Origin of the sequence: Kitasatospora sp. NPDC057936, assembly GCF_042887525.1 — a bacterium.
In the GTDB taxonomy this organism is placed as follows: Bacteria; Actinomycetota; Actinomycetes; order Streptomycetales; family Streptomycetaceae; genus Kitasatospora.
The window spans coordinates 1-23,103 of record NZ_JBHVPD010000081.1; the positions used below are offsets into that span (position 1 = coordinate 1).

Genomic DNA, 23,103 nt, shown 5'->3' on the forward strand with positions numbered 1-23,103 from the left:
TCCCCGGCCCATTCCCCCATCGCCACAGAATGAGTCTGGCCCCACCGCTTGCGCGGCGGGGCCAGAACCCAAGATCTTCATCAGCCTTCTAGGGCGTGTCTTTCGGCTCAGGTCGGAGGGCCGCGGCGTCAGGGTGCGTGCATCGCAAGGCGGAGGAGGGAGTCCATGCGGAGCATCGGCGACCGACGACAACGCAGCGAGGCGCGTGCCCTGGCGTCGCGGCACCCGGCCTGATCCGAAAGACACGCCCTGGGGCGAAGAGCCGCCGGATCAGCCGAGGACCGGCAAGTACGCGCTCAGGTCGCTGCGTTCGCCCGAGGCCGAGACCGCGGCGGCGTCCACCGCCGCGGCCCAGGCGGTGCGGCCGGTGGCGAGCCGGATCCAGGTCAGCGGGTCGGTCTCGACCACGTTGGGCGGGGTGCCCCGGGTGTGCCGGGGGCCCTCGACGGCCTGCACGACGGCGTACGGCGGGATCCGCAGCTCGACCGCGCCGCCGGGGGCCCGGGCCGCGAGGGTGTCGGCGAGCAGCCGGGTGACGGCGGCGACGGCCTGGCGGTCGTGCGGGAAGGCCTCGGGGCCGAGGGCGTCGGCCAGGTCGTCGGCGTGCACGACCGTCTCGACGAGCCGGGTGACCAGCATGTCGGCGAGCGTCATCGAGCCGAGCCGGATCTCGAACCGCCGTGCCGGGTCGGCGGCTTCGGGCCGCTCCAGCAGTCCGGTCAGCGCGTCGGCGGCCCGTCCGAAGGCCTCCGCCACCGCGGCCGGGGCCCCGGCGAAGTCCGCCGCGGCGCGCTCCCCGGCCTGCTCGTCCAGCAACAGCGCGACCGTACCGACCGCCGCCACCCAGCCCGTCAGGTCCAGCGGCGGGCGCCCCTGGAGCGGATCGTCCAGGTGCGCGGGGACGAAGTCGAGCTGGACGGCGAGGTGCGCGAGCAGCTCGCGGACGGTCCACTTCCCCAGCCTGGTCGGCAGGTCCAGCTGCTCCGCGGTGAGGCCGCGCACGGCGGCGCGCAGCGCCCCGGTCTGGGCGGCCAGCGCGGCGCGGACCTTCTGCGGTTGGTACGTGCGGGACTTGGGAGGCATGCGGCTCAAGATACGCCGAGGGGCGGACGGTTCGATCGAACCGCCCGCCCCTCGAAAGCCGATCAGGCCAGCAGGGCCTCGATGACGCCGGTGTGGGCGTCCTTCAGCTCGGCCAGCGTGACGCTGAACTGCCCCTGGACGTCGATGCTGTCGCCGTCCACGACGCCGATCCGGGTGGCCGGCAGGCCCCGGGCGGTGCACATGTCGTTGAACCGGAGCTCCTCGCTGCGCGGCACCGCCACGACGGCGCGGCCGGCCGACTCGGAGAACAGGAACACGAACGGGTCCGTGCCCTCGGGCACGATGATCCGCGCGCCCTGGCCGCCCTTGAGGCAGCTCTCCACGAGCGCCTGGCCGAGGCCGCCGTCGGAGAGGTCGTGCGCGGCGTCGATCATGCCGTCGCGCGAGGCGGCGATCAGGATGTCGCCGAGCAGCCGCTCGCGCTCCAGGTCGACCTTGGGCGGCAGGCCGCCGAGGTGGTCGTGGACGACCTGGGACCAGGCCGAGCCGCCGAGCTCGTCCGCCGTGTCGCCGAGCAGGTAGAGCAGCTGCCCCTCCTCGGCGAAGGCGACCGGGGTGCGGCGGGTCACGTCGTCGATGACGCCGAGCACCGCGACCACGGGGGTCGGGTGGATGGCGACCTCGCCGGTCTGGTTGTACAGCGAGACGTTGCCGCCGGTGACCGGGGTGCCGAGGACCAGGCAGGCGTCGGCCAGTCCGCGGGTGGCCTCGGCGAACTGCCACATGACGTCCGGGTCCTCGGGGGAGCCGAAGTTGAGGCAGTCGGAGACGGCGAGCGGCTTGGCGCCGCCGGCCGCGACGTTGCGGTAGGCCTCGGCGAGGGCCAGCTGGGCGCCGGTGTACGGGTCCAGCTTGGCGTAGCGGCCGTTGCCGTCGGTGGCGACCGAGACGCCGAGGTTGGTCTCGTCGTCGATCCGGATCATGCCCGAGTCCTCGCCGTGCGAGAGCACGGTGTTGCCGAGCACGTACCGGTCGTACTGGTCGGTGATCCAGGACTTGGAGGCCTGGTTCGGGTGGCCGGCGACCTTCAGCAGGTCGGCCTTGAGGCCCTCGCCGGTGGTCGGGCGGGCCAGCCGCTCGCCGGTGGGGGCGTCGGCCTGCAGCGCGTCCTGCCAGCTCGGGCGGGCGTACGGGCGCTGGTAGGTCGGGCCCTCGTGGGCGACGGTGCGCGGCGGCACGTCGACGACGAGCTCGCCGTGCCAGAAGATCTCCAGGCGCTCGCCGTCGGTCACCTCACCGATGACGTTGGCGATGACGTCCCACTTCTCGCAGATCTCCAGGAAGCGGGCGACCTTGTCCGGCTCGACGATCGCGCACATGCGCTCCTGCGACTCGCTCATGAGGATCTCCTCCGGCGAGAGCGTGTTGTCGCGCAGGTGCACGGTGTCGAGGTCGATCCGCATGCCGCCGGAGCCGGCCGAGGCCAGCTCGCTGGTGGCGCAGGACAGGCCGGCGCCGCCGAGGTCCTGGATGCCCTTGACGAGCTTCTCGCCGAAGATCTCCAGGGTGCACTCGATGAGGAGCTTCTCCTGGAACGGGTCGCCGACCTGGACGGCCGGGCGCTTGGCCGGCTTGGTGTCGTCGAAGGTCTCGGAGGCCAGCACCGAGACGCCGCCGATGCCGTCGCCGCCGGTGCGGGCGCCGTACAGGATGACCTTGTTGCCGGCGCCGGAGGCCTGCGCGAGGTGGATGTCCTCGTGCTTCATGACGCCCACGCACAGCGCGTTGACCAGCGGGTTGCCCTGGTAGCAGGAGTCGAAGACGACCTCGCCGCCGATGTTCGGCAGGCCCAGGCAGTTGCCGTAGCCGCCGATGCCCGCGACGATCCCGGGCAGCACGCGCCGGGTGTCCGGGTGGTCGGCCGCGCCGAACCGCAGCGGGTCCATGACGGCGACCGGGCGGGCGCCCATCGCGAGGATGTCGCGCACGATGCCGCCGATGCCGGTGGCCGCGCCCTGGTAGGGCTCGATGTACGACGGGTGGTTGTGCGACTCGACCTTGAAGGTCACCGCGTAGCCCTGGCCGACGTCCACGACACCGGCGTTCTCGCCGATGCCGACGAGCATGGCGTCGGAATCGGGCTTCTTCTCGCCGAACTGCTTCAGGTGGACCTTGCTGCTCTTGTACGAACAGTGCTCCGACCACATGACCGAGTACATCGCGAGTTCCGCCCCGGTCGGGCGGCGGCCGAGAATCTCCCGGATCCGCGCGTACTCGTCCTCCTTGAGGCCGAGTTCGGCCCACGGCTGGGCCGCGTCCGGGGTCTGCTCGGCGTTCTTGACGGTGTCGAGGCTCATCAGGCGTTCACCAGCTGCTTCAGGACGGAAGTGAAGAAGCCCAGGCCCTCGGTGGTCGGACCGGTGAGCGGCTCCACCGCGTGCTCCGGGTGCGGCATCAGGCCGACGACATTGCCGGCGGCGTTGGTGATGCCGGCGATGTCGCGGTACGAACCGTTCGGGTTGACGTCCAGGTAGCGGGCGACCACCCGGCCCTCGGCCTCCAGCTCGTCCAGGACGTGCGCGTCGGCGACGAAGCGGCCCTCGCCGTTCTTCAGCGGAACCACGATTTCCTGGCCCGCCGAGTAATCCCGGGTCCACGCGGTGCCGGCGTTCTCGATCCGCAGCTTCTGGTCGCGGCAGACGAAGTGCAGCGAGTCGTTGCGGGTGAGCGCGCCCGGCAGCAGGTGCGATTCGCACAGCACCTGGAAGCCGTTGCAGATACCGAGGACCGGCATTCCGAGCTTCGCCTGCTCGATGATGGTGGTCATGACCGGCGAGAAGCGGGAGATCGCCCCGCAGCGCAGATAGTCGCCGTAACTGAAACCGCCCGGCAGGACGACGGCGTCGACCTGGTGGAGATCCTCGTCACGGTGCCAGAGGGAGACCGGCTCGGCGCCGGCCAGCCGGACCGCGCGCTGCGCGTCGCGGTCGTCGAGGGAACCGGGGAAAGTGACGACGCCTACGCGGGTGGTCACTTCGCCGCCTCCTCGACCCGGACGGTGAAGTCCTCGATCACGGTGTTGGCGAGAAAGGTCTCGGCGGCTTCGCGGATACGGGCGAGTGCGGCGTCGTCGACCGGACCCTCCAGCTCCAGCTCGAAACGCTTGCCCTGGCGGACGTCGGCGATCCCGGTGAATCCGAGACGGGGCAGTGCGCGCTGCACCGCCTGTCCCTGGGGGTCGAGGATCTCCGGCTTGAGCATGACGTCGACTACGACGCGTGCCACTGGCACTCCCGGTGGTGTCTTCGTGAGGCGGGGGAACTCCAGACTACCGGTGGTTTCGGGCGGGATTGCTGGCCGGGGAGAGCGACGCGCGTAGACCCGAGACCCTTACGCCGCAAGGGATCCGGCCGCGCCGACCCCCACCCCCGCCAGCCGATTTCGGCGGATTGGCCGGCCGGGCGGAGAACCCCCGAAGAACACCCGAATACGGCACTCCGGGACAGAACCGCCCGTCCCGCGCTCCGGTATCCGCAAGTCCCACGAAGAGACGTGAATATCCGGAAAAGAATGCCGGACTCTTCGATTTCGACCAGCTTCGGGTGCAGAATAGGGCCACCTGTCGCGGCAAGTGCTGCGTATCCGGCGGGCCACCAGGCCTGCCCGTATGCGCTTGCGCGAGTGGTGCACATCAGGCCCCGGGGCGCACCCCGCGCGCCGACGGCCGAATTGCCCGAGAGGATTGACACCCATGGCACAGCGTGTAGTTGTCACGCTCTCCGACGACCTGGACGGCGGCGCCGCCGCGGAAACCGTCCACTTCGGCGTCGACGGGAAGTCGTACGAGATCGACCTGTCCGTGGACAACGCGGAAAAGCTGCGGGAGGCCCTCGCGCCGTTCGTCGCGGCCGGGCGGCGGCAGAGCCGCACCGGAAAGTCCTTCCGCCGCACCGCGCTGACCCCCGACCCGGCCGCGGTCCGCGCCTGGGCCCAGTCGCGCGGAATGGAGCTGCCGGCCCGCGGGCGCATCCCCAAGCACGTGTACGAGGCGTTCGCCGAGGCGAACTGACCCCGGCGGGGACGTCCGGCCCGAGCCGGCGGTCCCGCGGTCGCCCTGCCCGCCGAAAGGGTGGGGCGACCACCCCGAACGATGCTGTAGAGTATTCCTCGTCGCCGCAACGGAGAGATCCGAAGAGGCGGCCGGTGCCCCACCAGGCACCGTGCGGACGTGGCTCAGTTGGTAGAGCATCACCTTGCCAAGGTGAGGGTCGCGAGTTCGAATCTCGTCGTCCGCTCGCAGTGCGCGAGCACAGCACAACTCAATAGTTTGACCTGCGGACGTGGCTCAGTTGGTAGAGCATCACCTTGCCAAGGTGAGGGTCGCGAGTTCGAATCTCGTCGTCCGCTCAGAAACGAAGGGCTCCTCGGTAGAGGGGCCCTTCGGCATTTCCCCGGGCACTCCCCGCACCCGCGGGCGTACCGGTGACCGATGACATTTGTCACCGCCGACCCGTGGATCCGCACCCCCTTCCGATGACGGCGCGCACTGACCGCGCGGACCGGGCGGCGGAAGGCTGGAGCCATGGAAACGCGCCAGCCCGCCGGCACCTCCGGCCCCGTGATCGAGGTCACCGACCTCCAGCGCCACTACGGCTCCGGCACCACCGGCTACCACGCCGTCCGCGGCGTCGACCTGACCGTCGGCCGCGGCGAGCTCTACGCCCTGCTCGGCACCAACGGGGCCGGCAAGACCTCCACCATGGAGCTCGTCGAGGGCCTGGCCGCGCCCAGCGGCGGCACCGTCCGGGTGCTCGGCCACGACCCGTACCGGGAGCGGGCCGCGCTCCGCCCGCGGATCGGCATCATGCTCCAGGAGGGCGGCTTCCCCGGCGAGCTCACCGTCGCCGAGACCGGCCGCACGTGGTCCGGCCTGACCAGCGGCGCCCGCCCGGTGGCGGAGGCGCTGGAGCTGGTCGGCCTCGGCCACCGGCGCGACGTGCGGGTCAAGCAGCTGTCCGGCGGCGAGCGCCGCCGGCTCGACCTCGCGATGGCCCTGCTCGGGCGCCCCGAGGTGCTCTTCCTGGACGAGCCCAGCACCGGCCTGGACCCGGAGGCCCGCGCCGCCGTCTGGCGGCTGGTCCGCGAGCTGCGCGCCCAGGGCACCACCGTGCTGCTCACCACGCACTACCTGGAGGAGGCCGAGGAACTGGCCGACCGGCTGGCGATCATGCACGGCGGGCGGGTCGTCACCACCGGCACCGTCGCCGAGGTGATCGCCGGACGGCCCTCCCGGATCACCTTCGAACTGCCCGAGTTCAGCGGGGCCTCGCTGCCGCTGCTGGCCGGGGCCGAGGTCGCCGTCGACGGCCGCAAGGTCACCGTGCAGACCTCCGCCCTCCAGCGGGACCTCCACGAGCTGCTCGGCTGGGCCCACCACCACGACCTCGCGCTCGGCGCCCTGGACGCCCGCAGCGCCTCGCTGGAGGAGGCCTTCCTCGCGATCGCCTCCGAGGCCGCCCACCAGGACGAGCCGCGGCCGCCCGCGCCCGCCGGCCGCGCCTCCCGTCCCTCCCGCTCCTCCCGCCGCCTGATCGGATCCGCCCGATGACCACCGCCGCCCCCTCCAGCGCCACCGGCACCACCACCGGCACCGCCGCCGGCCCGCAGGGGACCGCCCTGCGCCGCCTGGCCTCCCTCGGCCGCTCCGAGGCCACCCTGCTGCTGCGCAACCGCTCGGCCCTGTTCACCGCCCTGCTGCTGCCGGTGCTGATGATCGCCGGCCGCCGCAGCATGCTGAAGCAGCAGGCCTCGGACCACCCCGGCCTGGACGTCGACTCGCTGCTGATCATCGGCACCATCGGCGGGATCCTGGCCTTCGTCGTCTACTACAACCTGACCGCCGCGTACGTCGGCCGCCGCAACGAGCTGGTGCTCAAGCGGCTGCGCACCGGCGAGGCCCGGGACCTGGAGATCCTGGCCGGCACGGCCGTGCCCTCGGTGAGCCTCGCGCTGCTGATGAGCGCGGTCGTCGCGGGCGGCGGCGCCGCCTTCCTGCACCTCGGCGCCCCGGTGAACCCGCTGCTGCTGGCCGCCGGGCTGCTCCTGAGCATCGGCACGATGATGGCGACGGCCGCGCTCACCAGCGCCTTCACCAAGACCGTCGAGACCGCCGGCATCACCACCCTCCCGCTGCTGCTCGTCTCGCAGTTCGGCTCCGGCCTGTTCATCCCGCTGGAGGTCATGCCCGACCGGGTCGCCGACTTCTGCCGGCTGCTGCCCACCACCCCGGGCTTCCAGCTGATCCGGATCGGCTGGACCGGCACCGACGGCTCGGCCGCCGCCACCGGCTTCGGCGGCACCTGGTCCACCGCCGTGCCGCACCTCGTCACGGGCGCCGTGTGGCTGGGCCTGGCGGGCTGGGGCGCGGTCCGGTACTTCCGCTGGGAGTCCCGCCGCTGACGTCCCGGCGGACGGCACCGCAACCGAAGCCCCGGCCCCTCCCTCCCTCTGATATGAAGGCAGCGACAGCAACGTGACGGGACGGGGAGCAAGTCGATGCAGGTCAGGGGGCCGATCCGGCGCTGGAAGGGCTACGGCAAGCCGCAGCGCGCCGAGCTGTACTTCCGCTGGTCGCTGTACCTGATGGCGTGGATGATGCTGCCGATCAACCTCGTGGTCAGCGCCTCCCCCGCGAACCTCCCGCACTACGGCACCGCCGTCCGGGTCGCCCTGGTCGTCTCGCTCGCCTCCACGCTGGTCACGCTCCGGGCGTACCGCACCGCGCTCGACCACTACCTGAAGCGGCCGGTCGAGTACCGGCGCTGGCTGGTCGTCAACGCCGTCCTGACGGTGGTCGGCTCCTGGACCGTCATCCTGCTCGGCCCGTCCACCGGCGGGCCGGTGAGCCCCCACGCGCCGCCGTTCACCGCGGTCGTCGCCACCGCCCTGATGGGCTCGGCGATCGGCCCGACGGCCGTCGCGGTCTCCCTGCCCCGGACCTTCCTGATCGCCATCGGCCAGGTCCTGGCGATCGCTCCCGCGATGGTGCTGGCCGGGTTCGACCCGGGCATCACGATCGGGCTGCTGGTCGGGGCGGTGATCGGCCTGTCCTTCCTGATCGGCAGCTGCCGCAGCTTCGCCTGGGTGACCGCGATCGTCTGGGAGCTGGACGCCGCCCGCGAGGCGCAGTCCCGGCTCGCCGTCGCCGAGGAGCGGCTGCGCTTCTCCCGCGACCTGCACGACGTCATGGGCCGCAACCTCACGACGATCGCGCTCAAGAGCGAGCTCGCCGTCCAACTCGCCCGCCGGGGGCGCGCGGAGGCCGCCGAACAGATGGCCGAGGTGCAGCGGATCGCCCAGGACTCGCAGCGCGAGGTCCGCGACGTCATCCGCGGCTACCGCACCGCCGACCTGCACGCCGAGGCGATCGGCGCCCGGGCGGTGCTGCGCTCCGCCGACGTCGCCTGCGAGATCGACCTCGGCGAGGACGCGGACCGGCTGCCGGCCCCGGTGCAGTCGGTGCTCGGCTGGGTGATCCGCGAGGCCACCACCAACGTGCTGCGGCACAGCGAGGCCGCGCACTGCCTGATCCGCCTGCACCGGGAGGACGGCCGGGCGGTGCTGGAGCTGGAGAACGACGGCGTGCCGGAGGTCCCGCTGCCCTCCCAGGGCGGCGGCACCGGACTGCGCGGGCTCCGCGAGCGGCTGGCCGCCCACGACGGCGAGCTGACCGTCCCGACGGCCGCACCGGGCACGTTCCGGATGCTCGCGGCCGTACCGATCTGACCGACGTCACCCCGTCCGCCGGCGCCGAGGAGGCCCACCGATGACCGAGACCCCGCCCGTCCGCGTCCTGCTCGCCGACGACGAGCACCTGATCCGGGGCGCGCTGGCCGCGCTGCTGTCGCTGGAGGACGACATCGAGGTCGTCGCCCAGGCCGGCTCCGGCCCGGAGGCGCTCGCGATGGCCCAGGCGCACCGGCCCGACATCGCCGTCCTGGACCTGCAGATGCCCGGACGCGACGGCATCGAGGTCGCCACCGAACTGCGCCGGCTGCTGCCGGACTGCCGCTGCATGATCGTCACCGGCCACGGCCGGCCCGGCTACCTGAAGCGGGCGCTGGAGGTCGGGGTGCGCGGCTTCCTGCCCAAGACCGTGTCGGCGGCCGACCTCGCGGGGATCATCCGGACCGTCCGGGCCGGCGGCCGGTACGTCGACCCCGAGCTCGCCGCGGACGCGATCAGCGCCGGCGAGACGCCGCTGACGCCGCGCGAGACCGACGTTCTGGAGCTGGCCGCGGACGGCACCCCGATCGCCGAGATCGCCGCGCGGGCGGCGCTGTCCCAGGGCACCGTCCGCAACTACCTGTCCTCGGCGGCCACCAAGCTGGGCGCGGAGAACCGGCACGCGGCGGTGCGGATCGCCCGCGAGCACGGCTGGATCTGACGGCCGTACCCGCGGGCGGTCGGGTGATCAGACCCAGCTGGTGCCGGTTAGGCGCTCGTACACCTCGACGTACTTGGCCCGGGTCCGCTCGACCACCTCGGCCGGCAGCGCCGGCGGCGGCTCCTCGCTGTAGCGGTCCCAGCCGGAGGCCGGGGAGACCAGCCAGTCGCGGATGAGCTGCTTGTCGAAGGACGCCTGCGAGCGGCCGGGCTCGTAGTCGTCGGCCGGCCAGTAGCGGGAGGAGTCCGGGGTGAGCACCTCGTCGCCGATCACCAGCTCGCCGTCCAGCAGGCCGAACTCGAACTTGGTGTCGGCCAGGATGATGCCGCGGTCGCGGGCGATGTCCCGGGCGCGGGCGTAGACGTCCAGGGTGGTGCGGCGCACCTGGTTGGCCAGCTCGGCGCCGATCCGGCGGGCGGTCTCCTCGTAGGGGACGTTCTCGTCGTGCTCGCCGACCTCGGCCTTGAGCGCCGGGGTGTAGATCGGGGCGGGCAGCTCGGAGCTGTTGACCAGGCCCTCGGGCAGCGCGATGCCGCAGACCGTGCGGCTCTCCTCGTACTCGCTCAGGCCGGAGCCGGCCAGGTAGCCGCGGGCGACCGCCTCGACCGGGATCATGTCCAGGCTCTTGCAGATCAGCGTGCGGCCCTTCCAGTCGGCGGGCGCGCCGGCCGGGACCTCGGTGGAGATCACGTGGTTGGGCACGATGTCGGCGATCCGCTCGAACCACCACAGGGAGAGCTGGGTGAGGACGCGGCCCTTGTCGGGGATCTCGTTCGGCAGCACCCAGTCGTGGGCCGACATCCGGTCGCTGGCCACCATGACCAGCTCGCCCGACTCGGTGCGGTAGAGGTCGCGCACCTTGCCGGTGTGCAGGTGGACCAGGCCGGGCACCTGGACCGGCTCGGGCTTGGTGACAAATCCGCTCAAGGTGTTCAGTCCTCAGGGGTCGTTCACGGGCGTGGGCCATCAGTCCAGCGGCCGGGCCGTGCGAAAGGGGAGGTCACTGCCCCCGCAGTCTTTCACGAACGCTCCCGGCGGCCTTCCGGGCCTTCCGGGCCCTGCGCCGACGGGCTCAGGGCCCGTTCTTGCAGAGCCGGTCGAGCAGATTGGCGGTGGCGCGCTGGACGCGCTCGTCGGTGAGGCCGGGGCGGCCCAGCGCGGGCGACCAGGCGAAGGTGCCGGCCGCGAAGACGTACGCGCCGCTGGGCGCGCGGTAGAGCGAGGTCTCCTGGTAGCGGGTGCGGCCGGCGAGGTCCCGGTACGGGGAGTGGGCCAGCAGGACGCGCTCGGTGTGCTCGGGCAGCGCCACCTTCGGGTAGTAGCGGTCGGCCTCGCCGGCCACCAGGCCGGGCAGTTCGTCGCCCTCCTGGAGCCCGGTGCCGTCCCACAGCCAGTGCGCGGTGTGCCGGGCGAGCAGCGGGGCGGGCGCGGCGACCCGGCCCGAGTACTGCACGCCGAGCAGGTGCTGCTCGGGTTCGCCGGCGTCCCGCCACAGGGCGCTCGCGGCGCCCGGCGCCCCGGCCGCCGGGCTGCCCGGCCGGACCTTCTGGCGCTTGCGGCAGTTGAGCAGCCGGTTCGGCTCGCCGGAGGCGGCGGCGGTCAGCTCGACCCGCCAGTACATGGTGTTGGCGGACAGAAAGACCAGCGAGGTGCCGCCGTCGCGGGCCCGCTCGGCGGCGCGGCGCATCGGCTCGGACCAGTACTCGTCGTGGCCGGGGAAGACCAGCGCCCGGTGCCGCGCCGGATCGACCAGGCCGGCGTGCAGGTCGGTGGCGGTCGCGTAGGCGAGGTCGTAGCCGTAGCGCTCGGCCCAGCGGATGAAGTCGTAGGCGTGGCCGACGTGCAGCGGCAGCCCGGCGGTGGCGTGCGGGCGGTCGAAGGAGACGGTGACGGCCGCCTCCGACTCGCCGACCAGCCCGCCCCGGCCGTCCCACGCGTGGTAGAGGCTCGCGCCGCTGCGGCCGTCCTCGGGGAACAGGTTGTAGGCCTGCCAGGTCACGTCGGGGAGCACCAGGAGCAGTTCGGCGGCGTGCGCCCGGTCCTCGAAGTCCCGTACGGTGAACGGGATGTGGCTGCGGTGCAGCATGTCCGCGGTGGTCAGCACGGCGACGTACGCGCCGGGCCGCCAGTGGGCGGGGATCTGCAGCCGCCAGGAGTGCCACCAGTGGTGGCAGGACACCGTCCGGCCGACCACCAGCGGGGCGGGCTGGGCGAGGCCGGCGATGAGCGGGCTGGACGTCATGTGGTGCGCCCCGTCACCGCCGTAGTGGCCGATCCGGTAGACGTCCACGGTGAACTCGCGCGGCGGGTTGACGGTGACCCGGAAGTCCACCGAGCCGCCGGGGCGGACCACCCCGGCCGAGGCGAAGCCCTTGATCTGCTGGACGACGTCGTCGGCGCTGCGCGGGGTGCCGACCGGCGGCCGGGGCCGGGCAGCGGCGGCCAGCGGGCGCTGGCCGGGGGCGTCCACGGACACGTACCAGGGCACGGTGCCCTCGGCGTCGGCCAGGTACTCGTCGGGGCTGCGCAGCCAGGGCAGCGGGCCTTGGCCGAAGGGGTCGGAGGCGCTGTAGGCAAGCGTTCCGGACTCCCAGCGGCGGTTGAGTTCGGTACCCACGCGCCCCTCCCAGGTGCACTCCCCTCCGGCTGGCACGTGCCCCCCGGATGTGCGTGCGGTCTAATACACCACACAGTGCTGGCGCAGCGTCACCCTGCGGTAGCAATTGGTGGTGGCAATCTCGGGCCGGTCGGCGGCGGGCCCTCCGGCCTGCGCGGACGGCCGCCCGCGGGCCCGGCCGGGGGCGCGTGGGCGGCGTTCGAGCGCCGCTGTCGATCAGAGGCGGACGGGCTTCTCCAGGCGGACGTCGGCGGCGTCGAGCCAGGCGCGCAGGGGGCCGTCCTGGCCCTGTTCGACGGCTTGGGCGACGGGGGCGGCGAGGTCGGTGCGGCGCACGCCGCGGATCAGCAGGACCGGGCCGTCCAGCCAGTCCAGGCCGGGGGTGGCGCCCGCGGTGTCGACGGCGGCGCAGCAGACCATCGCGGTGACGTGGTCGACCAGCAGGTCGCGGCCGCTGCGGACGGGTTCGAGCAGCGGGGCCGGGGCGGTGGTGCGGGCCAGCTCGGCGGCGAGGGCGGCGGCCAGTTGTTCGCCGTCGCCCTCGGCGAGGCGGACCAGCAGCCGGGTGAGCGTCGGGGCGCCGGGGCGGGCCTGGGGCGCGAGGCGGTCCAGGGCGCTCTGCAGGGCCGCGGCGCGGGCCCGCCAGCCGGCGTCGACGGCCTCGGCCGGGTAGTCGGTCCACTCCAGCTCGTGCCAGGCGCCGGCGGCCGGCTCGCCGAAGAACAGCTCGGCGGCGAGCCGGGAGACCGCCCGGTCGACGGTGCCGGGCTCCTCCAGCAGGTCGCAGGCGGGGCGGTCGCCGAGCCGGGTGCCGTAGCCGTCGGCCAGCCGGTCGCGCCGGGACAGCTCGGTGAGGGCGGCGACCACGCCGGCGTTGAGGTGGGCCGGGTGGCGGCCGAGCCGCCAGGCGGGCAGTGCGACCCGGGTGAGCAGGCGGTCCCAGCCGGCGTAGGCGAGGCCGACCTGCTCCTGGGCGGCGATCCGCAGGCCGTAGTCGACCGTCCTGGCCTGCTCGGAGGCCCAGCTCGCGACGGACCGCTCAAGCTCGGCCGCGTGGCCGCGGCAGGCGCCGAGGAGGCGGCGGGTGATCCGGTCGGTCAGCAGGGCCGGGCCGCGGCGCGGCGCCCGGGGCGGGCCGGCCAGCACGGCGCCGCCGAGCCCGGCCGGGGACGGGCCGGTGTCCAGGCTGGCGTCGAGGCTGCGCAGGAAGCGGCGGGCGGCGGCGATGTCCGGGTCCGCGGAGGCGGCGGTGCCGGCCACCACGGGCGCGAGCAGGGCGCGCAGCTCGTCGGCCCGCATCCACCACAGGAACGGCGAGCCGATCACCAGGACGGGCGCGGGCGGCTCGGACCGGGGGTGGTGCGGGTGCGCGGGCTGGACGTCCTCCAGCCAGCTGTCGCAGTCCGGGGTGAGCGCGATGGCGGAGGGCGCGGGGACGTCCAGCCGGTCGGCGAGTTCGGCGATCAGCCGGTACAGCTCGGGCGCCTCCGCGCGCTCCAGCGGGACGGCCGGGGTGCGCGGTGGGACGGCCCTGCGGTAGGCGCGGGCGGCCAGGCCGGCCACCAGGAGGGCGAGCACGGCGACCGCGCCGACCGCCCAGCGGGCGGCGTCCCAGCCGGCCGCGTCGGAGGCGCCGGGCGCCCCGATGCGGCCGGTGAACCGTCCGGCCAGCAGGACCACCGCGACGGCGGCGGGCACGGCGGCGGTGGCCAGGGCGAGCCCGCGGATCCGCAGGACCGCCTGGGCGTGTGCGCGCGCGGTGTCGGCAGCGGCCATACGGTGCGGCACCCCCTTCGGAGCCCTCGGGCGCCCGCTGACGGGCCCCTGAGCCGACTCGAAACGATCAGTTCCGACCGGGAAGCGGTGGTGTCCGATCCCGGTAGTGCGTGCTGTGTGGCGCTTCTGCCATGTTCGACGCCCCGGTCCGCGTGGGTGTTCCGGAACGACCCGGTTTCCACTCGTCCCGGTGACGCCGTCCGAATATCCGGACGACGTACCGGACGCCCCGCGACCGGTCCGGTGCGAAGCACCCGGGCGACCGCCCGGCCGGACGCCGTCCAGCATCCCCCCGCGGGACCGCCGCTACCCGGCGGCGACCCCAGCGCGCGGCCACGGCGCGGTGCGATCCAGCGCACCATAAGGCCGGGCGGCCGGTTACGTCAGCCGGATGCGGGTGCTGTCACTCGATGGGCTGGAATCCGGCCGCCGAACGGTGCGCCGCCCACCACGGCCGCCCCCGCCCGGGAACGCCGCAGGGCGCTGCGTCCATGGGGGTGTTTCCCACGACGCGGCGCCCTGCGGGGTGCGGACGGCCCGGACGGCTAGGCGGTGGCCGCCGCCTTGAGGGCGATGTCGGTGCGGTGCTGGCCGCCCTTGAGCGAGATGCGGTCGACGGCGGCGTACGCCCGGCCGCGCGCCTCGGCGAGGTCGGCGCCGGTCGCGGTGACGGACAGGACCCGGCCGCCGGCGCTCAGCACCCGGCCGTCCCCGGCCGCCGCGGTGCCGGCGTGCAGGACGAACGCGGTGCCGTCCGCCTCGGCCTCGGCGAGGCCCTCGATCGGGTCCCCGGTGCGCGGCGCGGCCGGGTAGCCCTCGGAGGCGACGACGACGGTCACGGCCGCGTCCTCGCTCCAGCGCAGCGGCTCCAGCTGGTCGAGCGTGCCGGTGGCGGAGGCCAGCAGGACGCCGGCCAGCGGGGTGCGCAGCCGGGCCAGCACGACCTGGGTCTCGGGGTCGCCGAAGCGGGCGTTGAACTCGATCACCCGGGTGCCGCGCGAGGTGAGCGCGAGGCCGGCGTAGAGCAGGCCGGAGAACTCGGTGCCGCGGCGGCGCAGCTCGTCCACGGTCGGCTGCAGGACGGTGTCCAGGACCTCCTGGACCAGCCCGTCGGGCGCCCACGGCAGCGGCGAGTAGGCGCCCATGCCGCCGGTGTTGGGGCCCTCGTCGCCGTCCAGCGCGCGCTTGAAGTCCTGGGCGGGCTGCAGGGGGAGGACGGTGGTGCCGTCGGTGATCGCGAACAGCGAGACCTCCGGGCCGTCCAGGTACTCCTCGATGACCACGCGCTCGCAGGCGGCGGCGTGGGCCAGCGCGGCGGCGCGGTCCGAGGTGACGACGACGCCCTTGCCCGCCGCCAGGCCGTCGTCCTTGACGACGTAGGGCGCGCCGAAGGCGTCGAGGGCCTCGGCGGCCTCCTCGGCGGTGGTGCACACGTAGGAGCGGGCGGTCGGGACGCCGGCGCCGGCCATCACGTCCTTGGCGAAGGCCTTCGAGCCTTCCAGCTGGGCGGCCGCGCCGGACGGGCCGAAGACGGGGATCCCGGCCGCGCGCACGGCGTCGGCGACGCCCGCGACCAGCGGGGCCTCCGGGCCGACGACGACGAGGTCGGCACCGAGCCGCCCGGCCAGGCCGGCGACCTGGGCGCCGTCCAGCTGGTCGACCGGGTGGACCGTCGCCACCTGCGCGATGCCGGCGTTGCCCGGGGCGCAGTGCAGCTCGGTGACGGCGGGATCTTGGGACAAGGAGCGGCACAGGGCGTGTTCGCGGGCGCCGCCGCCGATGACGAGGACCTTCACGGTTGGCAAGGGTAGTCGGTGGCCTGTTCCGGCCGCTCTCCGGTCCCGTCGGAACCTCCAAGCGGAGAGCTCCGTACGCTCACGATGTCGGAGGATCCTCCAAGGCCGGGCCCCGTCTTTCGGCGGCGGGTGGCCGGGTCAGGACGGCGGGTCACCGGGGCCTCGCTCGGACGGGTGAAATCTCGCCGACCCCCGCATCCCTCCGACCTCGTGTTCCGGTGGCCGAATCCGATAACGATCAAGGGGGAAGCGCCCCGCGGTCAGCCATTTGGCGGTAAGAAGTGCTGTTGGACAACCTCTGGCAGACGATCCGTCAGCCGGACGCGTCGCCAGACCCAGCCGCCCGCCCCGCCACAGGGAGCCCCACAGGTGAGCCAGCCGGAAATGCAGCCCGAGGAGAGTGCCTGGGGCAAGGAGATCGGCGAGGAGGACCAGCCCGTCGCGGCGGTCGCCCGCCGGGCGTCCACCCGCCGCCGGACCGATCTGAGCGCCCGCCAGTTCCCGCTCGGGGACTGGGGTGAGCCGGCCGAGCGGCTGGAGGAGCTCTACCGCTGGTCCGAGGAGCGGGCGGTCGAGGCGATCGAGTGGTACCGCAAGGACCGGGTCTGGAAGCGCCGCTGGGCCCGCCTGCTGCGGTTCGGCACGGTCGGCTTCGCGATCGGCGGGGTGTCCGCCCCGCTGGTGGACCTGACCGGCACCGTCGCGCACGGCACCAGCTGGGGCTACGTCGGCCTGGCCCTCGCGGCGGCCTGCCACGGCACCGACCGGGCGTTCGGCCTCACCTCCGGCTGGATGCGGGACGTGAGCACCGCGCAGGCGCTGCAACGCCGCCTGGAGGCCTTCCAGTTCGACTGGGCGTCGGAGTGCGTGCGGGAGGTGCTCGGCCCGACCGAGGGCACCGCGGGCGAGGCGGCCGAGCGCTGCCTGGGCGTGCTGCGCCGGTTCTGCGAGGACGTGTCGGACATGGTCCGCACCGAGACCTCGGAGTGGATGCTGGAGTTCCGCGCGTCGATGACGCAGCTGCCCACCCAGGCCCCCGGGACGTGGGGCGGGCGCACCGAGACCGGCGTGGGCGCCCAGGTGCGGGTGCTGCCCCCGCCGGGCACCCGGCCCACCATGCCGCGCCAGCGGCCGCCGGAGGGCCCGCTGCGGTAGGCGGGCGGCCGTGCGGGGGCGGACGTGCGGGGGCCGAGGACCGGACAGCCGAGGCTGCCGCCCGGCTCAGGCGAAGACGATCATCGAGCCCTGGGAGACGCTCCGGGTCGCCGCCGCGTACAGGCCCGCCCACGCGTGCCGCTCGCGGGCGAAGGGGTGCAGGTCGTCCAGCGGCGGGCCGAACGGCTGCTCCAGGCCGGTCGGCCCGAGCGGCTTGGTCGGGGCCGGCGGGTTGTACGGGTCCAGGCCCAGGGACGGTGCCACGGCCTGGAGTTCGCGCAGCAGCCCGTGGCTGGAGCCGAGCGGGCCGCCGACCGCGAGCAGCGCGTCGTCCACCAGCGGCACCGCGAACTCGATCGGCACGTAGGCGCCCGCGTGGTCGAAGTGCCAGACCAGGTGGGACTGTTCGGCGCTGTTCTCGAACATCTCCAGGAGCTGCTCGTAGTCGCCGCCGAGCGAGTCGACCGGCGTGATGTCGAGGCCGGTGAGGCCCAACAGGTAGGCGCGGCGCAGGAAGTGCAGGGAGTCGTAGTCGAAGGCGGCTATCGGCTCGACCGCCCCGCTGATCCCCGGGACGTACTGGTAGACCGGCACTTCGGGCAGTCCGCGCGAGGTCAGCACGGCGTTGTACAGCGCGAGGTCGTCCCGGAAGGGGTTGTCGGGGCTGTGGCTCAGCACGTCCACGAGCGGGACGAGCCAGAGGTCGCAGGCCATGGCCGGCTCTTCCTCTCCGGGCGGGGAGTCGTCCGCGCGGACGGGGACGACTACGGGCGGCGGTGTCCGCACCGGGACGGGTCCCGACGGGGACGTCCGGTACGACGACCGCCCACCCTACCGGCCCGGCGCGCGATGCGGATCGGGCCGTCCCTGCGGGTGCTCGGGGGGCTCGGGCAGCCGCCGGCCGAACCGGCCGTGCGGGATCGATCGCGGCTGCGGCACCAGGCCGAGCCCCAGTCCGAGCTCCCGGCCCAGCTCGCGGCCGACGTCCTCGCCGCGCCGCGCGCGGGCCGTCCCCGGCACCGCGGGGCCCGGCTCGTCCGGCGGCGGCCCGGCCGGCCCGGGGGCCGGGGCGGGCTCCTCGTCCACGGACTCGGTGAGCAGCCCCAGCACGGCCACCGACTCCAGCGGCTGCCCGGCCAGCTCGGCCAGCAGCCGGACGGTGAACAGGTTGTACTCGCAGATGATCCGGTGCGCCCCGGCGAGGTCCCGGGCCTCGATCGCGTCCACCAGGTCGACGTGCCGGTCCCAGCACACCCCGCCCAGCGCGGACAGCTCCCGCAGGTAGGACGCCGCGAACATCCAGGACTGCACGCGCAGCCAGTCCAGGTAGGCGCCGATCCGGCGGTTGCCGAGCAGCCCGGCGACCTCCTGCCAGAACCGGCGGTCGCAGCCCACCATGACGTCCAGGTTCCCGGCCCTGGCCGCCCGCACGGCCGCGTCCGCCCGGCGGCGCAGCGAGGGCAGCCGGGTGAGGTCGGGCAGGGCGCGGCGGGAGCGGTACTGGCGGTAGTAGCTGTCGGTGAGCAGCACCCGGGACTCGAAGATCTCCACGAAGTCGTCCCAGCCCAGCTCGGGCACGGTGAAGCCGCGGTGGTGCTCGGCCCGCAGCAGGCCCTGGGCACCGAGGTCGACCAGCGCCTCGCGGGCCGGGGTCGCGGAGACGCCGTACAGCTCGGCGATCTCCTTGACGGTGAAATTGCGGCCCGCCTCAAGGCGGCCGGCCATCATCTCCTCGCGCAGCGCGCCCGCGATCTGCTCGCGGAGGCTGTTGCGGCGGATGACGGGACGGGTGTCGCCTGCGCCGTTGCCGGCCATGCGCGCGACCTCCTCGGGCGGGCCGACCGGCCGCCCCTCGGCGGACCGGCCGAAGAACGACTGGGAACACGACGAGTGCTCATCTTCTCAAACCCGTCCGGAGCAGGTACAAACCAACCCCGGGAACGGCCGGATCCCGCCCGTTCCGGCCCCTCCGGCGTCAGCGCTGGACCGGCGCCGGGATCCCCAGCAGGCGGTCCCGCAGCACCGGGAACTCCGCCCGCGCCTTGGCCACCTCGGCCGGGTCGAACTCGACGGTCAGCACCTGCTCCCCCGCCCCGGCCTCGGCCAGCACCCGGCCCCACGGGTCCACCACGATGCTGTGCCCGGCCTGCTCGACCCCGCCGTGCGTCCCGGCGGTGTTGCAGGCGAGGACGTACGCCTGCTCCTCCACCGCGCGCGCCCGGGCCAGCAGCGTCCAGTGCTCGCGGCGCCGCGCCGGCCAGGCCGCCGGGACGACCAGCAGCTGCGCGCCCGCGTCGAGCAGGGCCCGGAACAGCTCGGGGAAGCGCAGGTCGTAGCAGGTGGCCAGGCCGAGCGTGCCGAAGTCGGTCGCGGCCGTGACGATCTCCTGCCCGGCGCCCATCACCACCGCCTCGCCGCTGTCGAAGCCGAAGCGGTGGATCTTGCGGTAGGTGTGCATGAGCTCGCCGTCGGGGGCGAACAGCAGCGAGGTGTTGTAGATCGGCCCGTCCGGGTCGCGTTCGACGATCGAACCGGCGTGCAACCAGACCCCGGCGGCCCGGGCGGCGGCCGCCATGGCGTCCGAGGTGGGCCCGTCGAGCGTCTCCGCGCCCTCCGACCAGAGGTCGTAGGCGAAGCCCCCGAGCGGCCACAGCTCGGGCAGGACCACCAGGTCACAGCCGTGCTGGGCCCGTACCAGGGAGGCCGCCCTGGCCCGTCGCTCGGCCGGCGGCTCGGCGTCGGAGACCGCGAGTTGGATCAATGAAGCGCGCACAGTACCACCGTCCACGGCAAGAGTCCTACGATCGTCACCCGAAAGCGCTGCCCGGCTGTCACCCGGCAGCGTAACGTGCGGTTAGCGTGTGCGCCCGAAGGCCGGACCGACCCGGCCGGCCGACGGGGCAGGGTGCGCGCGGCAAGGCAGCTGACGGAGGGCCGGAGATTCCCGTGACGGACAACCAGACCGTGCAGGCGCACACCGAGGCGTGGACGCAGAGCATCGAGTCCATATCCGAACTGGTGACCCCCCTGCCGGAGGGCGCCTGGAACCGCGCCACCGAGTGCCCCGGCTGGTCCGTGCGGGACGTCGTCTCGCACATCATCGCCGTCGAGTCCGAGCTGCTCGGCGACCCCCGCCCGATCCACGCGCTCCCGCGCGACCTGCGCCACGTCACGAGCGAGTTCGCCCGCTACGTCGAGCTGCCGGTGGACAAGCGCCGCTGCCACACCGCGCTGGAGATGACCGGCGAGCTGGAGTACACGATCATCCGCCGCTCGCGGGCCCTGCGCAACGCCCGGCAGACGCCCGAGGAGCCGGTGCGCTGGCCGGCCGGCCCGTTCGCCCGGGACGTGCCGTACCACGAGCTGCTGCGGCTGCGGGCCTTCGACGTCTGGGTGCACGAGCAGGACCTGCGCCGGGCCCTGGCCGCACCCGGCAACCTGGCCTCCCCGGCCGCCCTGGTCGCCCGGGACGTCCTGCTGGAGAGGCTGCCCAAGGCCGTCGCCCACACCGCGGGCGCCCCGGCCGGGACGACCCTCGTGCTGGACGTCACCGGCCCGGTCGAGTTCCTGCGCACCGTGCGGGTCGACGCGGCCGGCCGCGGCACCGTGGACGAGTCGGTCAGCCTGGCCCCCGACGTCCAGCTGACCATGGACTGGGAGACGTACGTCCGCCTCGCCTGCGGCCGCGGCCGCCCCGGCCCGGTGGGCGTCGAGGGCGACAAGGAGCTGGCCGAGCGGGTGCTGGCCACGTTCTCGGTCACCATCTGAAACAGCAGTCGCGCACCACCCGGCGTACACGCACAACCGTGCGCCGGGGCGGTACGCCTCGTGCATCCGTGCGTCAACGTGGGACCAGTACCCCACTCGTTCGACCTCGTTGTTCCGAGCAGTCCTGCCATCACTCGGAAGAAGGAGGGGCGTCCCCATGGACGACGAACAGGAACAGCAGGAACAGATGGTGCTGGTGCGGTCGAGCTTCCCGGTCACGGGCCAGCCGATCAGGGTGGTGATGATCGACGGGCAGCCGTGGTTCGTCACGGCGGACGTGTGCCGAGTGCTCGGCCGCAGCAATCCGAGCGAGGCACACAAGATCGTGAAGCCGATGAACGCACGGATGGTCGACCTGCGCCTGGTAACCATCAGAAATTCTGATGGTTACCAGGTTCTCGCAGGTCAGAAACCATACAGGCGTGGAAATCCCATGCTTGGGGTCATCAGCGAGACGGGTCTGTACACCCTGATCATGAGGTCGACCAAGCCGAACGCGCAGCCCTTCCAGGAATGGGTCACCCGCGACCTCCTCCCGTCCATCCGCCGAGGGGACACCGACATCCCCACCCAGCAGCGGCGGATGGCGGAGACCCTCACCGAGGCGATCGGCCAGCAGGTGCAGATCATCGCCGAGATCGACCACGAGGACTGGCCAGGTGTGACCATCCACTCGGACGGGACGGTGCACTGTCGGCACGGGGAGATGGTCTTCCACATGCCGACGCGGGAGGAGGACAGCGGGCCGCCCTTCGGCGCGTACTACGCCTGCCGGTCCGTGGAGCGGGTCGGGATCCGGGGCAGCAGGGTCGTCTCCGGCTGCCCGAAGCTGAAGCTGGTGGACCTGGTCCGCCTGCGGCGTGAAGCGCAGCACGAGTCGGCTCCACCTGACCACGGGCTCATGCACGCAGAGCTCCATGGCGCCCGGATCTACGGGACGCCACCGCAGATGGCCGCGATGATGCGGGAGTACGGTCGCTGACGTATGCCCCCGGTATGAGTGAGTTCAACTCACTCATACCGGGGGCATTAACCTTCCCCAAAGGATGGCTAATCGCGTTTTCGCAGGTCAGAAACCCTACGCACCCACTGCCACTAGCCTCCGCCGCAGCCGCAGGATCATCGCCGTCCCCACCGCCAGCGGCACGTACTGCCAGCAGAACGCCCACCGGAAGGCGTCCGCCGAGTACGTCTCCGCGCCGGCCGGGGCCAGGGCGTCGAGCAGGACACCGATGCCGAACAGGGTGATCATCGTGCCGATGAAGCCGCCCATGTTGACGATGCCGGAGGCCGTCCCGAGCCGCTCCACCGGGTTGCGGGCGCGGGCGTAGTCCAGGCCGACCAGCGAGGCCGGGCCGTTGCTGCCCATCACCAGGATGATCCCGACGAGCAGCCACACGGGCGGGTGCGCGCCCGGCCAGGCCAGCACCAGCGCCCAGCCCAGCGCGGTCGCCCCGATCACCGTGAACACGATCGGCATCCGGGCGCGCGGCGAGAAGGACAGCACCCGGCCGAACACGAAGCCGCAGGTCATGTTGGAGAGCACCAGCAGGGTCAGCAGCCCGCCGGCCTCGGCGCGCGTCATGCCCTGCGCCTCGACCAGGTAGGGCAGGCCCCAGAGCAGGCCGAAGGCGTTGCCGGGGAACTGCGTCGTGAAGTGCACCCAGAGTCCGAGCCTCGTGCCGGGCTCCTGCCAGCACTCCCGGACCTGCCGCCCGATCCCGGTCCGCGGCCGGTGCTGATCGACCGGCTCGGCCACGGCGGGCGCGTCCTTCAGGAAGAGCGCGACCAGCGCGAACACCGCCACGCCCAGCAGCGCGATCGCCGCGAAGGTCGGCGTCCAGCCCTCGCTGTGCAGCACCTGCGCGAGCACCACCGTCGTGAACAGGTTGCCGCCCATCCCGACGAGGCCGGTCAGCTGCGCCACGAACGGGTTCTTCGCCGCCGGGAACCAGCGGGCGGCGATCCGCAGGACGCTGATGAAGGTCATCGCGTCCCCGCAGCCCAGCACCGCGCGGGAGGCCAGCGCGGGGGCGAACGAGGAGCTGAACGCGAAGGCCAGCTGCCCGGTGCTCAGCAGCAGGACGCCGAGCAGCAGCACCCGCCGCGGCCCGAACCGGTCCACCAGCAGCCCGACGGGCACCTGCATGGCCGCGTAGACCAGCACCTGGAGGATCGAGAAGGTGGAGAGCGCCGAGGCGCCGATCCCGAAGCGCTCGGCGGCGTCCAGCCCGGCCACGCCGAGGCTGGTGCGGTGGATCACCGCGAGGACGTAGACGCTGACGCCGACGGACCACGCGAGCCACGCGGCGCGCCCGCCGGGCGGGGACGCGAAGGCGGCCGAGGACGTGACGGCGGCCGGGGACTCGTCGGAGGAACGGGGAGCGGGGGCGGACAGGGGACGGACTGAACGGTCTGGCTCCACGGGCATAGTGCATCCAGGGTAGTCATCCCATGATTGGACGCCCAGAGTGGGGTACGACCGATCTCCCCGGGACCTG

General features: G+C 73.6%; 20 protein-coding genes and 2 tRNA genes. 10 read left to right on the forward strand and 12 right to left on the reverse strand.

Annotated features, from left to right (window positions below; genetic code table 11):
- Nucleotides 1-270: 270 nt before the first annotated feature.
- From ACFVU9_RS32995 to purS, 4 genes are all read right to left on the reverse strand, one after another.
- Nucleotides 271-1,083, reverse strand: a complete 813-nt coding sequence (locus tag ACFVU9_RS32995) for a sterol carrier family protein (protein ID WP_380506965.1) — start codon at nt 1,081-1,083, stop codon at nt 271-273.
- A 62-nt stretch (nt 1,084-1,145) separates the two neighbouring features.
- On the reverse strand, nt 1,146-3,401 hold the full coding sequence (gene purL / locus ACFVU9_RS33000; RefSeq protein ID WP_380498504.1) for a phosphoribosylformylglycinamidine synthase subunit PurL: 2,256 nt from the start codon (nt 3,399-3,401) through the stop codon (nt 1,146-1,148).
- A complete protein-coding gene (gene purQ, locus ACFVU9_RS33005) occupies nt 3,401-4,078 on the reverse strand; it encodes a phosphoribosylformylglycinamidine synthase subunit PurQ (protein ID WP_329931337.1) in 678 nt (225 codons plus the stop codon). The genes purL and purQ overlap by 1 nt, the downstream gene beginning before the upstream one ends.
- Nucleotides 4,075-4,329, reverse strand: a complete 255-nt coding sequence (gene purS, locus ACFVU9_RS33010) for a phosphoribosylformylglycinamidine synthase subunit PurS (protein ID WP_030278336.1) — start codon at nt 4,327-4,329, stop codon at nt 4,075-4,077. Before purS ends, purQ begins: the two co-directional genes overlap by 4 nt.
- A 466-nt stretch (nt 4,330-4,795) precedes the next feature.
- On the opposite strand from purS, the gene ACFVU9_RS33015 reads away from it, so the two are divergent.
- From ACFVU9_RS33015 to ACFVU9_RS33045, 7 genes are all read left to right on the forward strand, one after another.
- Nucleotides 4,796-5,113 carry an Lsr2 family protein gene (locus ACFVU9_RS33015; protein ID WP_030304494.1) on the forward strand — a complete coding sequence of 106 codons (318 nt, stop codon included), beginning with the start codon at nt 4,796-4,798 and terminating at the stop codon, nt 5,111-5,113.
- 153 nt (nt 5,114-5,266) lie between these two features.
- Nucleotides 5,267-5,339, forward strand: a tRNA-Gly gene (locus tag ACFVU9_RS33020).
- A gap of 39 nt (nt 5,340-5,378) precedes the next feature.
- Nucleotides 5,379-5,451 (forward strand) — tRNA-Gly (locus tag ACFVU9_RS33025).
- Between the two features lie 175 nt (nt 5,452-5,626).
- Nucleotides 5,627-6,652, forward strand: a complete 1,026-nt coding sequence (locus tag ACFVU9_RS33030; RefSeq protein ID WP_380445546.1) for an ABC transporter ATP-binding protein — start codon at nt 5,627-5,629, stop codon at nt 6,650-6,652.
- Nucleotides 6,649-7,503 carry an ABC transporter permease gene (locus ACFVU9_RS33035; RefSeq protein ID WP_380445547.1) on the forward strand — a complete coding sequence of 285 codons (855 nt, stop codon included), beginning with the start codon at nt 6,649-6,651 and terminating at the stop codon, nt 7,501-7,503. The genes ACFVU9_RS33030 and ACFVU9_RS33035 overlap by 4 nt, the downstream gene beginning before the upstream one ends.
- Before the next feature lie 96 nt (nt 7,504-7,599).
- Entirely contained in the window at nt 7,600-8,829 is a 1,230-nt protein-coding gene (locus ACFVU9_RS33040; protein ID WP_380445548.1) for a sensor histidine kinase, read from the forward strand.
- A 40-nt stretch (nt 8,830-8,869) separates the two neighbouring features.
- Nucleotides 8,870-9,490, forward strand: coding sequence for a response regulator transcription factor (locus ACFVU9_RS33045; protein ID WP_359970474.1), 621 nt, complete (start codon nt 8,870-8,872; stop codon nt 9,488-9,490).
- A 27-nt stretch (nt 9,491-9,517) separates the two neighbouring features.
- On the opposite strand, the gene ACFVU9_RS33050 is transcribed toward ACFVU9_RS33045, so the two are convergent.
- The 4 genes from ACFVU9_RS33050 to purD form a co-directional block, all read right to left on the reverse strand.
- Nucleotides 9,518-10,417, reverse strand: coding sequence for a phosphoribosylaminoimidazolesuccinocarboxamide synthase (locus ACFVU9_RS33050; protein ID WP_380445549.1), 900 nt, complete (start codon nt 10,415-10,417; stop codon nt 9,518-9,520).
- Nucleotides 10,418-10,562: 145 nt separating this feature from the next.
- On the reverse strand, nt 10,563-12,107 hold the full coding sequence (locus ACFVU9_RS33055) for a N,N-dimethylformamidase beta subunit family domain-containing protein (protein ID WP_380445550.1): 1,545 nt from the start codon (nt 12,105-12,107) through the stop codon (nt 10,563-10,565).
- A 216-nt stretch (nt 12,108-12,323) separates the two neighbouring features.
- Entirely contained in the window at nt 12,324-13,883 is a 1,560-nt protein-coding gene (locus ACFVU9_RS33060; protein WP_380506979.1) for a hypothetical protein, read from the reverse strand.
- 545 nt (nt 13,884-14,428) lie between these two features.
- Nucleotides 14,429-15,679, reverse strand: a complete 1,251-nt coding sequence (gene purD / locus ACFVU9_RS33065) for a phosphoribosylamine--glycine ligase (protein ID WP_387599772.1) — start codon at nt 15,677-15,679, stop codon at nt 14,429-14,431.
- 369 nt (nt 15,680-16,048) lie between these two features.
- On the opposite strand from purD, the gene ACFVU9_RS33070 reads away from it, so the two are divergent.
- Nucleotides 16,049-16,834, forward strand: coding sequence for an SLATT domain-containing protein (locus ACFVU9_RS33070; protein ID WP_380445553.1), 786 nt, complete (start codon nt 16,049-16,051; stop codon nt 16,832-16,834).
- 66 nt (nt 16,835-16,900) lie between these two features.
- Here the strand turns inward: ACFVU9_RS33070 and ACFVU9_RS33075 are convergent, their stop codons facing one another.
- From ACFVU9_RS33075 to ACFVU9_RS33085, 3 genes are all read right to left on the reverse strand, one after another.
- On the reverse strand, nt 16,901-17,548 hold the full coding sequence (locus ACFVU9_RS33075) for a hypothetical protein (RefSeq protein WP_380445554.1): 648 nt from the start codon (nt 17,546-17,548) through the stop codon (nt 16,901-16,903).
- A 117-nt stretch (nt 17,549-17,665) separates the two neighbouring features.
- Nucleotides 17,666-18,649, reverse strand: a complete 984-nt coding sequence (locus ACFVU9_RS33080) for a GntR family transcriptional regulator (protein WP_387599776.1) — start codon at nt 18,647-18,649, stop codon at nt 17,666-17,668.
- Nucleotides 18,650-18,809: 160 nt separating this feature from the next.
- Entirely contained in the window at nt 18,810-19,607 is a 798-nt protein-coding gene (locus ACFVU9_RS33085) for a carbon-nitrogen family hydrolase (RefSeq protein ID WP_387599779.1), read from the reverse strand.
- Nucleotides 19,608-19,780: 173 nt separating this feature from the next.
- On the opposite strand from ACFVU9_RS33085, the gene ACFVU9_RS33090 reads away from it, so the two are divergent.
- On the forward strand, nt 19,781-20,602 hold the full coding sequence (locus ACFVU9_RS33090; RefSeq protein ID WP_380498511.1) for a maleylpyruvate isomerase family mycothiol-dependent enzyme: 822 nt from the start codon (nt 19,781-19,783) through the stop codon (nt 20,600-20,602).
- Nucleotides 20,603-20,759: 157 nt separating this feature from the next.
- Nucleotides 20,760-21,584 (forward strand): Bro-N domain-containing protein, encoded by an 825-nt coding sequence (locus tag ACFVU9_RS33095; RefSeq protein ID WP_387599782.1) that lies wholly within the window; start codon nt 20,760-20,762, stop codon nt 21,582-21,584.
- Nucleotides 21,585-21,680: 96 nt separating this feature from the next.
- On the opposite strand, the gene ACFVU9_RS33100 is transcribed toward ACFVU9_RS33095, so the two are convergent.
- Complete coding sequence (locus tag ACFVU9_RS33100; protein ID WP_380506991.1) at nt 21,681-23,033, reverse strand: nitrate/nitrite transporter; 1,353 nt, start codon at nt 23,031-23,033, stop codon at nt 21,681-21,683.
- Nucleotides 23,034-23,103 lie beyond the last annotated feature (70 nt).

Excerpts from the sequence above, each read along its gene's own strand:
- ACFVU9_RS33060 (WP_380506979.1), bottom strand. The coding sequence starts at position 13,883 with ATGGCCGCTGCCGACACCGCGCGCGCACACGCCCAGGCGGTCCTGCGG.
- ACFVU9_RS33035 (WP_380445547.1), top strand. The coding sequence starts at position 6,649 with ATGACCACCGCCGCCCCCTCCAGCGCCACCGGCACCACCACCGGCACC.
- purL (WP_380498504.1), bottom strand. The coding sequence starts at position 3,401 with ATGAGCCTCGACACCGTCAAGAACGCCGAGCAGACCCCGGACGCGGCC.
- ACFVU9_RS33045 (WP_359970474.1), top strand. The coding sequence starts at position 8,870 with ATGACCGAGACCCCGCCCGTCCGCGTCCTGCTCGCCGACGACGAGCAC.
- ACFVU9_RS33100 (WP_380506991.1), bottom strand. The coding sequence starts at position 23,033 with ATGCCCGTGGAGCCAGACCGTTCAGTCCGTCCCCTGTCCGCCCCCGCT.
- ACFVU9_RS33015 (WP_030304494.1), top strand. The coding sequence starts at position 4,796 with ATGGCACAGCGTGTAGTTGTCACGCTCTCCGACGACCTGGACGGCGGC.
- ACFVU9_RS33075 (WP_380445554.1), bottom strand. The coding sequence starts at position 17,548 with ATGGCCTGCGACCTCTGGCTCGTCCCGCTCGTGGACGTGCTGAGCCAC.
- ACFVU9_RS33040 (WP_380445548.1), top strand. The coding sequence starts at position 7,600 with ATGCAGGTCAGGGGGCCGATCCGGCGCTGGAAGGGCTACGGCAAGCCG.
- ACFVU9_RS33080 (WP_387599776.1), bottom strand. The coding sequence starts at position 18,649 with ATGGCCGGCAACGGCGCAGGCGACACCCGTCCCGTCATCCGCCGCAAC.
- ACFVU9_RS32995 (WP_380506965.1), bottom strand. The coding sequence starts at position 1,083 with ATGCCTCCCAAGTCCCGCACGTACCAACCGCAGAAGGTCCGCGCCGCG.
- ACFVU9_RS33030 (WP_380445546.1), top strand. The coding sequence starts at position 5,627 with ATGGAAACGCGCCAGCCCGCCGGCACCTCCGGCCCCGTGATCGAGGTC.
- ACFVU9_RS33095 (WP_387599782.1), top strand. The coding sequence starts at position 20,760 with ATGGACGACGAACAGGAACAGCAGGAACAGATGGTGCTGGTGCGGTCG.